6 protein-coding genes are annotated in these 8,077 nt (G+C 65.9%); 2 read left to right on the plus strand and 4 right to left on the minus strand.

Translation table 11 applies throughout. The features are described 5' to 3' along the window. Window positions 1-129 precede the first annotated feature (129 nt). Entirely contained in the window at window positions 130-1,188 is a 1,059-nt protein-coding gene (gene bioB, locus ABNU97_RS16185; RefSeq protein WP_348767713.1) for a biotin synthase BioB, read from the minus strand. A gap of 70 nt (window positions 1,189-1,258) precedes the next feature. Between bioB and ABNU97_RS16190 the strand changes: the two genes are divergently transcribed. Then, window positions 1,259-1,963, plus strand: coding sequence for a ComF family protein (locus tag ABNU97_RS16190; RefSeq protein ID WP_348767714.1), 705 nt, complete (start codon window positions 1,259-1,261; stop codon window positions 1,961-1,963). 59 nt (window positions 1,964-2,022) lie between these two features. Then, on the plus strand, window positions 2,023-3,141 hold the full coding sequence (gene corA / locus ABNU97_RS16195; RefSeq protein ID WP_348767715.1) for a magnesium/cobalt transporter CorA: 1,119 nt from the start codon (window positions 2,023-2,025) through the stop codon (window positions 3,139-3,141). A gap of 48 nt (window positions 3,142-3,189) precedes the next feature. Here corA and ABNU97_RS16200 read toward each other — a convergent pair whose 3' ends face one another. The 3 genes from ABNU97_RS16200 to ABNU97_RS16210 form a co-directional block, all read right to left on the minus strand. Next, the gene (locus ABNU97_RS16200) at window positions 3,190-5,157 is read right to left on the minus strand and encodes a hypothetical protein (RefSeq protein ID WP_348767716.1); all 1,968 of its coding nucleotides are present in this window, start codon (window positions 5,155-5,157) and stop codon (window positions 3,190-3,192) included. Between the two features lie 284 nt (window positions 5,158-5,441). Next, window positions 5,442-7,574: an ATP-dependent DNA helicase RecG gene (recG, locus tag ABNU97_RS16205; RefSeq protein WP_348767717.1), complete on the minus strand. Its 2,133-nt coding sequence runs from the start codon at window positions 7,572-7,574 to the stop codon at window positions 5,442-5,444. After that, window positions 7,552-7,947: a RidA family protein gene (locus ABNU97_RS16210; RefSeq protein WP_348767718.1), complete on the minus strand. Its 396-nt coding sequence runs from the start codon at window positions 7,945-7,947 to the stop codon at window positions 7,552-7,554. Before ABNU97_RS16210 ends, recG begins: the two co-directional genes overlap by 23 nt. Window positions 7,948-8,077 lie beyond the last annotated feature (130 nt).

Below are 8,077 nucleotides of genomic sequence, written 5' to 3' on the forward strand. Positions count from 1 at the left end.
TAACGCAGCGCTGGCCGTCTGCGACCACTTGCGGCGCATGCGCGCCCTCGATCACGCGCCGACGGCGAAAGCGCTCGGCCGCCCTGACCGCGGCCAGCCGTTCGCGACAATGCGCTGCCAGCGTCTGCGTCACGATGCGCCGGCCGTTGCCGCCGCTCGGCAGCCCTGCGGTGCGGCTTCAGCGCTGGGCGCCTGCCCGGCCTCGATATCGCTGTATTTGGGCGAAGCCTCCGGCTTCATGCCGAGCTTTTCGAGCAGCGCGAGATCCTTCAGGTGGGCCGGATTCGACGTGGTCAGCAGCTGATCGCCGTAGAAGATCGAGTTCGCGCCGGCCAGAAAGCACAGCGTTTGGGTGGCCTCCGACATCTGCTCACGCCCGGCGGACAGCCGCACATAGGAAGCCGGCATCATGATCTTGGCCACGGCGATCGTGCGCACGAAGTCGAGCTCGTCGATGGGATCCACGCCGTGCAGCGGCGTGCCTTCAACCTGTACCAGATTGTTGATCGGCACGCTCTGGGGGTGTTCCGGCAGGTTCGCCAGCTGGCACAGCAGCTCGGCGCGATCCAGCGGTGTCTCGCCCATGCCCACGATGCCGCCGCAGCAGACCTTGATTCCCGCGTCGCGCACGTGCCCGAGCGTATCCAGCCGATCCTCGTAGGTCCGCGTGGTGATGATGTCCTGATAGTACTCGGGCGAGGTATCGAGATTGTGGTTGTAGTAGTCGAGCCCGGCGGCCTTGAGTTTCTCTGCTTGGCGGGCCTTGAGCATGCCCAGCGTCACGCAGGTTTCCAGGCCTTCGTCCTTGACCGCCTGCACCATGTCGATGACCTTTTCCAGATCGCGATCCTTGGGGCTGCGCCAGGCCGCGCCCATGCAGAACCGCGTGGCACCGGCCGCGCGTGCGCGCTGGGCCGCGTCTCGGACCTGCTCCAGCGGTAACAGCGCCTCGCGCTCCAGTCCGGTATCAAAACGCACGCTCTGCGGGCAGTAGGCACAGTCTTCCGGACAGGCCCCGGTCTTGATCGACATCAGCGTCGACAACTGCACCTCATTGGCGTCGAAATGCGCGCGATGCGCGCTCTGGGCACGATAGATCAGGTCCGCGAACGGCAGCGCGAACAAGGCCTGTACCTCGTCGGCGCGCCAGTCGTGGCGAAGAACGGCGGTATCCGCAGATTCGGTCATGGCAATATCGACTCAGGATTCAAGAGCGTAAAAGGGTTGGCCAAGCGCCAGCCACTGTCAAGCAGGAAAAATGCCTTTCCTTTACAGATGGTCACAAAATATACAGTCACTTCTGCTCGGGCCGGCCTGCGTGCTGTGCCATGCCCCGGCATCGCTGGAACAGGATATCTGTGTGGAGTGCAAGGCCGAACTGCCCTGGCTTGGCTCGGCCTGCCGGCATTGTGCGCTGGCGCTATCGGAGCTGACCGCTGATCGGATATGCCCGGATTGTCGAAAGCGTCCGCTGGCCGAACGTGCCATCGCGTCGCTGCACTATCGCCCCCCGGCGGACTGGCTGGTCACCCGGCTTAAATTCAGTGCGCGTATGCCGCATGCGCGGCTTTTGGGCGATCTGCTGGCCGAGCGTATCGGGGCAGCCGACATGTGCCGTCCTGACTACCTCGTGCCCGTTCCCCTGCACGCAAAGAACCTGCGCAAACGCGGCTTCAATCAGGCCGAACGAATCGCCCGCCGTCTGGCCGAGCCACTGGCCGTGCCGATCGCGGCACAGGGTATCGAGCGACGTCTGGCCACCGAGCGTCAGAGCACGCTGGCGGCCAGCGCGCGCCGTGCCAACGTGCGCAACGCCTTCGTATGCCGTCGTGACTTGCACGGTGCGCATGTCGCCATCGTCGATGACGTGGTCACCACCGGACATACCGTGCGCGCCCTGGCCGCCTGTTTGCGCCGCGCCGGCGCGCAGCGCGTTGATCTGTATGCGGTCGCACGTGCATAGGCGGCGTGCGCGAACTCTGGCACTTGACGCGCGCGCGGCGGCATTGAAGGCTTGGCGCCATGCTGCGCCATATCCATATACGCCACCCTAAGCCGGGTACGCGCCCCGGTGCGCTCGTCGAACATGCCGACCCGGCCAGCAACGATGCGCTGACGGTTCATGCCCTGTCGCTTGACGCCGGCCGGCCGACCCGTGAACGCATGGCCACCACCCTGGACGAGGCGCTGGGCGCCCTGGTCGAGGGCAGCACGCTGCACTGGCTGCATTTCGAGGGCGACGTGCCGCCCGCGGATCTCGCCCGCCTGGGCGAGCGCTTTCATCTGCACCCGCTCGCCCTGGAAGACGTTCACAACCACGGCCAGCGGCCCAAACTCGACCCTTATCGCAACCTCATCTTCATTACCCTCGCCTTGCCGGTGGTGCCGGCAGCCAGCGGCTACGGCCAGCCGGAGACGCGGCTGACCATCGAGCAGGTCAGCCTGTTCATCGGCGACGGCTTCGTACTGAGCTTTCATGCCGGCCGGCACGATCTGTTCGCCCCGGTACGCGAACGTATGCACCTGGCGACTGATCCAATCACGATGGGCCAGAGCAGCGCCCGCGCCGAGCATCTGGGCCATGCGCTGGCCGATGTCGTGGTCGACAGCGCTTTCGACGTGGTCGCGGCCTACGGCGAGCGCCTCGATCGCCTGGAAGACGAAATATTCGAAACGCGCACGCACGATCTGATCGGCACCATTCACGACCTGCGCCGTGCCCTGAGCACGCTGGGCAAGACGATGCGTGCCCAGAACGAGATGATCCAGCGCTGGCTCACCAGCGACCACCCCGCGATCCATATCGAAAACCGGCCCTATATCCGGGACATACAGGACCACGCCCGACGCGTGGTGGATCTCATCGACAGTTATCACGATGCCACGGGCGCCCTGCTGGACACGCATCTGTCGTTGGCCTCCATGCGGCTCAACGACATCATGCGCGTGCTCACGCTCATTGCCACCGTCTTCATGCCGCTGTCGTTCATCGTGGGCGTCTATGGCATGAACTTCGATACCGCCAGCCCCTGGAACATGCCGGAGCTGGGCTGGCGCTACGGCTACCCGATCGTGCTCGGACTCATGGGCGCGCTGGTGGTCGGCATGCTGGTATTTTTTCGGCGCAGGGGCTGGCTCTGAGCAGCGATGACGCCAACCCAGGCGTGCAATGCGGCCGACACGGCTCGCCTAACCCACCTCGCCAGCGCTCAGCGCCGCAGCCGGCACCGCCAGCACCACCAGTTCGTCGCCGGCCTTGAGGTTTAGCGGCACATGTTTATCGCGCACGTTGAGCTGCAGCCGCGGCTGAGCCGTCTCCGGGCCACGCATGACGCCGAGCAGAATTTCGTCTTCGCCGGCGCGGGCACGGCGCAGCGTTTCGAAACTGTCGTCGCCACCCGCCAAGCCCAGACGGGACGCGTCGCGAAATACCACTTCGGCGCCGCCCGCGCCGAACAGCTCTTCCATCACCCAGTGCAACTCGCGGCGTAGCGCTACCTGGGTCAACAGGCTGGACTGAATAGCGGGCGAAATCAGGCGCTCGACGTGCGGCGCATCGAACAACGCCGCGTTCTCGGCCGACATGGTTTCGACCAGCGTAAACGGCGGCTGATCGACCTTTTCGAGCTGTTGGGCCAGCACCAGATAGCCCATGACCATACGCGCGTCCGCGGCCTCCGCCGACCCCAGCCAATCGCTGGCCAGCAGGATGATGTTGTCGTAGTCGGCAAGCGAGAGCCGACCCAGGTCGTGGTAGGACGTGAAATCGCCCTCGATCTGGCGCACGCTGGCATGCGCGAACCGTACCCCCTGGCGGGCCAGCAGCGTTTCGCGCTCGGCGATCGGGCGCAGCGAGAAGACATCGATGGTCACGCTTTCCCGCCGATAAACCTCGAACTCGGCCAACAGCGACGGCAGCTTGCGGTTCCAACCCAGCACCAGCACGCGCCGATGGCCCCGGCTGCGCGCGGCCCGCTCGCTCCGCTCGACCGGGCTGGCCGTAATCACCGTCTCCGGCGCGCCGGTAGGCGCGCAGTCATCGAAGGCGCGGGCGATAAACGCAAGCCGGTCGCCGTCGCGAACGCGTTCGCCATCTTCACGATGAACCGGGATGAGCGCGCCGTCGCGCGCCGCGCCGAGCAATACCGCCTTGTCGAAACAGCCGGCCACGTCGACCAGGCGCTCGCCGACCAGGCTTGGGCATTCGCGCACGAATATCTGTTCATCCTTACCGTTGAGCAATTCGCCATAAACCCACGACAGGCCGCGATTACGGGTGTTCTGGGCGAGCAGTCGGGCGACGATGCGTCCGGCGCCGATGAGCTCGGCTTCGCCGGCATAGGCACGGGCCGCGGTGGCCAGATGGTTGGCGTCGAAGACTTCGGCCACCACCAGCGGCAGCTTGTCTTCACTGCTGCCGGTGGCGTTGATCAGGGTCTTGATGGTGGCTTCGTCGCCCGCGCCGTCGCCGTCGAACTCGCGGCCGGCAAGGATGACCGCGGCGGCATGCTCGAAATCGACCCGACGCAGATGATCGGCCCGCAGCGGCGTACCCGACCGCAGCGTGATGCGCCGCGCGTCGTAGCGCCGCCCCAGGCGGTCCTTGAGCTCCTGGGCCATGCCGGTATTGACCCGCTCGGCCAGAATCACGATATGCAGACGGCCACCGCCGTGCCGGTCCAGAAAGCGCTTGACCCGCGCCTGTGACTGCACGAGGTTCTCGACCATACCCGCGGTACGACTGCTCCAGCCGAGAATGAGGATATGGTTGTTCTTGGCAATGGGCGTATAGCCGGCCTCGAGCGTTTCGATGGTGTCGTCGAGCCACTGCGTCATGGTCGCAATCAGCGCACCGACAAACAGCACCACACCCAGTATGGTGAGCGTGGTCGACACCGTCCGCAGCAGGGTTCCTTCGTCATCGCCGAGATAGCCGGAATCGGTGAGCCTTAGAAACGCCCACCAGATTGCGGAACCGGGATCGCCCTCTTCGCCGGCCTCGCCGATATGCGGCACGTTGTAGACGAGCAGCCCGGCGCTCACGGCGATAAGCACCATCGCACAGGCGATGACCAGCAGCCGCGAGAGCACCCCGCGCAGCATGAATTGCTCGAGCTGGAACTGAAGCAGATTACGTAGGCGAACGAGCAGTTTCACGCCGGGCTTTTCCCGTCTCGATTATGGCTAAAGGGGAGTATGGGCTGCAGGCGCGGGTTGCCCACGCGCCAGCCTATCCGCGTTTTCGATTATGAATGAAACGCCGTCGGCTGTGTTCAAGCAGGCAGGGTGTCCGGCAAGGAATACGAACAAGACGACAGACCGATCGTTCGATGGCCAGGTGGCTCGATGCTCACGCCGCATGCTGAACTCTTTTCATAAACAAGTCTTTGCTTTAACGCGGCCGGCTGCGTTTCAGGTGCGCTCATGTATGGCGTCGGTTGTCAGACGCCGGCATAGCCACCGCGACCGCCCGCCCAGCGCTCGATGAGCGTGGCCGCCTCGCGGGGGTGATAAGCCAGCACATCGTCGGCTGCGGTCAGCGCTTTTTCTACCCACACCCCGTCGCGTACCAGATCGGCAATACGAAAACTCGCCGCTCCGGTCTGGCGCGTGCCCAACACCTCGCCCGGCCCGCGCAGCTCCAGGTCGGCCCGTGCAATGGCAAAGCCGTCACCGGTTTCACGCAGCGCGGACAGGCGTTTGCGCGCCGTCTCCGATAGCGGCGGCTGGTAGAGCAGCACACAATGACTTTCCACCGAGCCCCGCCCTACGCGCCCGCGCAGCTGGTGCAGCTGGGCCAGACCGAGTCGTTCGGCGTTTTCGATGATCATCAGCGAGGCATTGGGCACGTCCACGCCCACCTCGATCACGGTGGTGGCCACCAGTACATCGATCGCACCTTTCTTGAAGGCCTGCATGGCCTTTTGCTTGGCCGCGGCCTTCATACGCCCGTGCGCCAGCGACACCTGCACCCCCGGCAGGGCCTCGGACAACGCCTCGGCCGCCGCTTCCGCCGCCTGGGCCTCGAGCTTGTCGCTGGCCTCGATGAGCGTACATACCCAATAGACCTGGCGCCCGTCGGCGACCGCGCGGCCGATGCGTTCGACCACTTCGTCGCGGCGGGTGTTGGGAACGGCCACCGTCACCACCGGGGTACGCCCGGGCGGCAGCTCGTCGATCACCGAGGTATCCAGGTCGGCGTACGCGCTCATCGCCAGGGTGCGCGGGATGGGCGTGGCGGTCATGATCAGCTGATGCGCGGTCAATCCGCCGGCGGCGGCCTTGTTGCGCAGGGCCAGGCGCTGATCCACCCCGAAGCGATGCTGTTCGTCGATCACGCACAGGCCCAGCCGCCCGAAATCCAACGACGCCTGAAACAGCGCATGGGTGCCCACCACCGCCACCGGCTCGCCGTCGCGTATGGGCGCGAGCAGCGCGTCATCGCGGCGGCGCCGGCCGGTCACCAGCAACACCTGTACCCCGAGCGGCTCCAGCCAGCCGGCCAGATTCGCATAGTGCTGTTCGGCCAGCAGTTCGGTCGGCGCCATGAACGCCGCCTGCCAGCCGTTCTCGATCGCGGTCAGCACCGCGGCTGCAGCGACCACGGTCTTGCCCGAGCCGACGTCGCCCTGGATCAGGCGCAGCATCGGATGGGCCACGGCCATATCGGCCAGAATTTCGCCAATCACCCGGCGCTGGGCATTGGTGGGCGAAAAGCCCAGCTGCTCGAACAGCGGGCTCAGCCCGCGGCCCGCATCGCCGAGCACCGGCGCGCGTTCGGTCTTGACCTCACGGCGTCGGCTGCGCAGCCCCAGTTGATGGCCCAACAGCTCCTCGAATGCCAGCCGGGTCACCGCCGGGTGGCGACCCTCGATCAAGGCGGCCAGATCCTCGTTCGGCGCGGGCCGATGGATACAGCGCAGCGCCGCGGCGATATCGATATCGATTCCCGCCGCGGCCAGCTCGCGACCCAGATCGGCGGGCAGCGCATCGGGCCAGAAACCGGGCGTATCCAGCAGGGCCAGCGCCTGGTCGGCCATATCACGAAGCCGCGGCTGGGTGACCCCGGCGGTGGCCGGATACACCGCACGCAGCTCGGGCGTGAAGTCGTGGCCCGCGGCTGCGTCGTCCACGATCTGGTACTCGGGATGCACGATCTCGAGGCCATATACCCCGGGGCGCGGCTCGCCGAACACGCGCAGCCACGTGCCGGCCACCAGCCGCGCCTGCTGGGCCGGCGCAAAGTGAAAGAAGCGCAGCCACAGGCGCGCCTGCCCATCGGTGGTACTCACCAACAGGCTGCGCCGGCGGCCGCGGCGCACCTCGGCGGCCTCGATACGAACCACCGCTACCACGGGCAGGCCCTGCGCGATCATTTCGCCTACCGGGGTGACGCGGGTACGGTCTTCGTAGCGCGTCGGCCGGTGCAGCAGCACATCGCCGATACTGGCAATACCCAGCGTCGCGAGCTTGTCGACGAGCTTGGGTCCGACGCCGTTCAGGCGTTTGCAGGAATCGCTCGCGCTGTAGCGCGTTTTCTTGGCGGCCTTGTCAGCCGAGCACGAGGATGGCATCGGCCTCTACGGCAGCGCCCTTGGGCAATGCAGCCACGCCTACGGCAGCACGGGCCGGATAGGGCTTGGCCAGCTTGCGCTCCATGACCGCGTTCACGGCGCCGAAGTTGTCCATATCGGTCAAATAGATGGTGAACTTCACCACGTGCGCGAACGTGCCGCCGGCCGCCCGGGCCACGGCTTCGATATTGTCGAATACCCGCTCGATCTGGGCTTCGATATCGCCCTCGACCAGGTCGCCGGTCGCCGGATCCAGCGGAATCTGGCCGGAGATATAGACCGTATCGCCGGCCTGCACGGCCTGCGAATAGGCGCCGATGGCACCCGGTGCTTCTTCGGTCTTGATGATCTGATGCGTGGCAGGTTGAATCATGACGTCGCACGGTTGAAAAGCCTGACCGGCATTGTCCCACAGCGGCGCGGCTGCGCGGCAGCCCCGGCGCCCTAGGGAAGCTCTGCATAAACCTCTCACGGATCGCGTTCGAGTCCTCACAGACGGTGCG

The sequence above is a fragment of the uncultured Salinisphaera sp. genome (assembly GCF_964012375.1).
Taxonomy (GTDB): Bacteria; Pseudomonadota; Gammaproteobacteria; order Nevskiales; family Salinisphaeraceae; genus Salinisphaera.

Coding starts and splice junctions, on each gene's coding strand:
- bioB (WP_348767713.1), bottom strand. CDS start 1,188: ATGACCGAATCTGCGGATACCGCCGTTCTTCGCCACGACTGGCGCGCC.
- ABNU97_RS16190 (WP_348767714.1), top strand. CDS start 1,259: ATGCCTTTCCTTTACAGATGGTCACAAAATATACAGTCACTTCTGCTC.
- corA (WP_348767715.1), top strand. CDS start 2,023: ATGCTGCGCCATATCCATATACGCCACCCTAAGCCGGGTACGCGCCCC.
- recG (WP_348767717.1), bottom strand. CDS start 7,574: ATGCCATCCTCGTGCTCGGCTGACAAGGCCGCCAAGAAAACGCGCTAC.
- ABNU97_RS16210 (WP_348767718.1), bottom strand. CDS start 7,947: ATGATTCAACCTGCCACGCATCAGATCATCAAGACCGAAGAAGCACCG.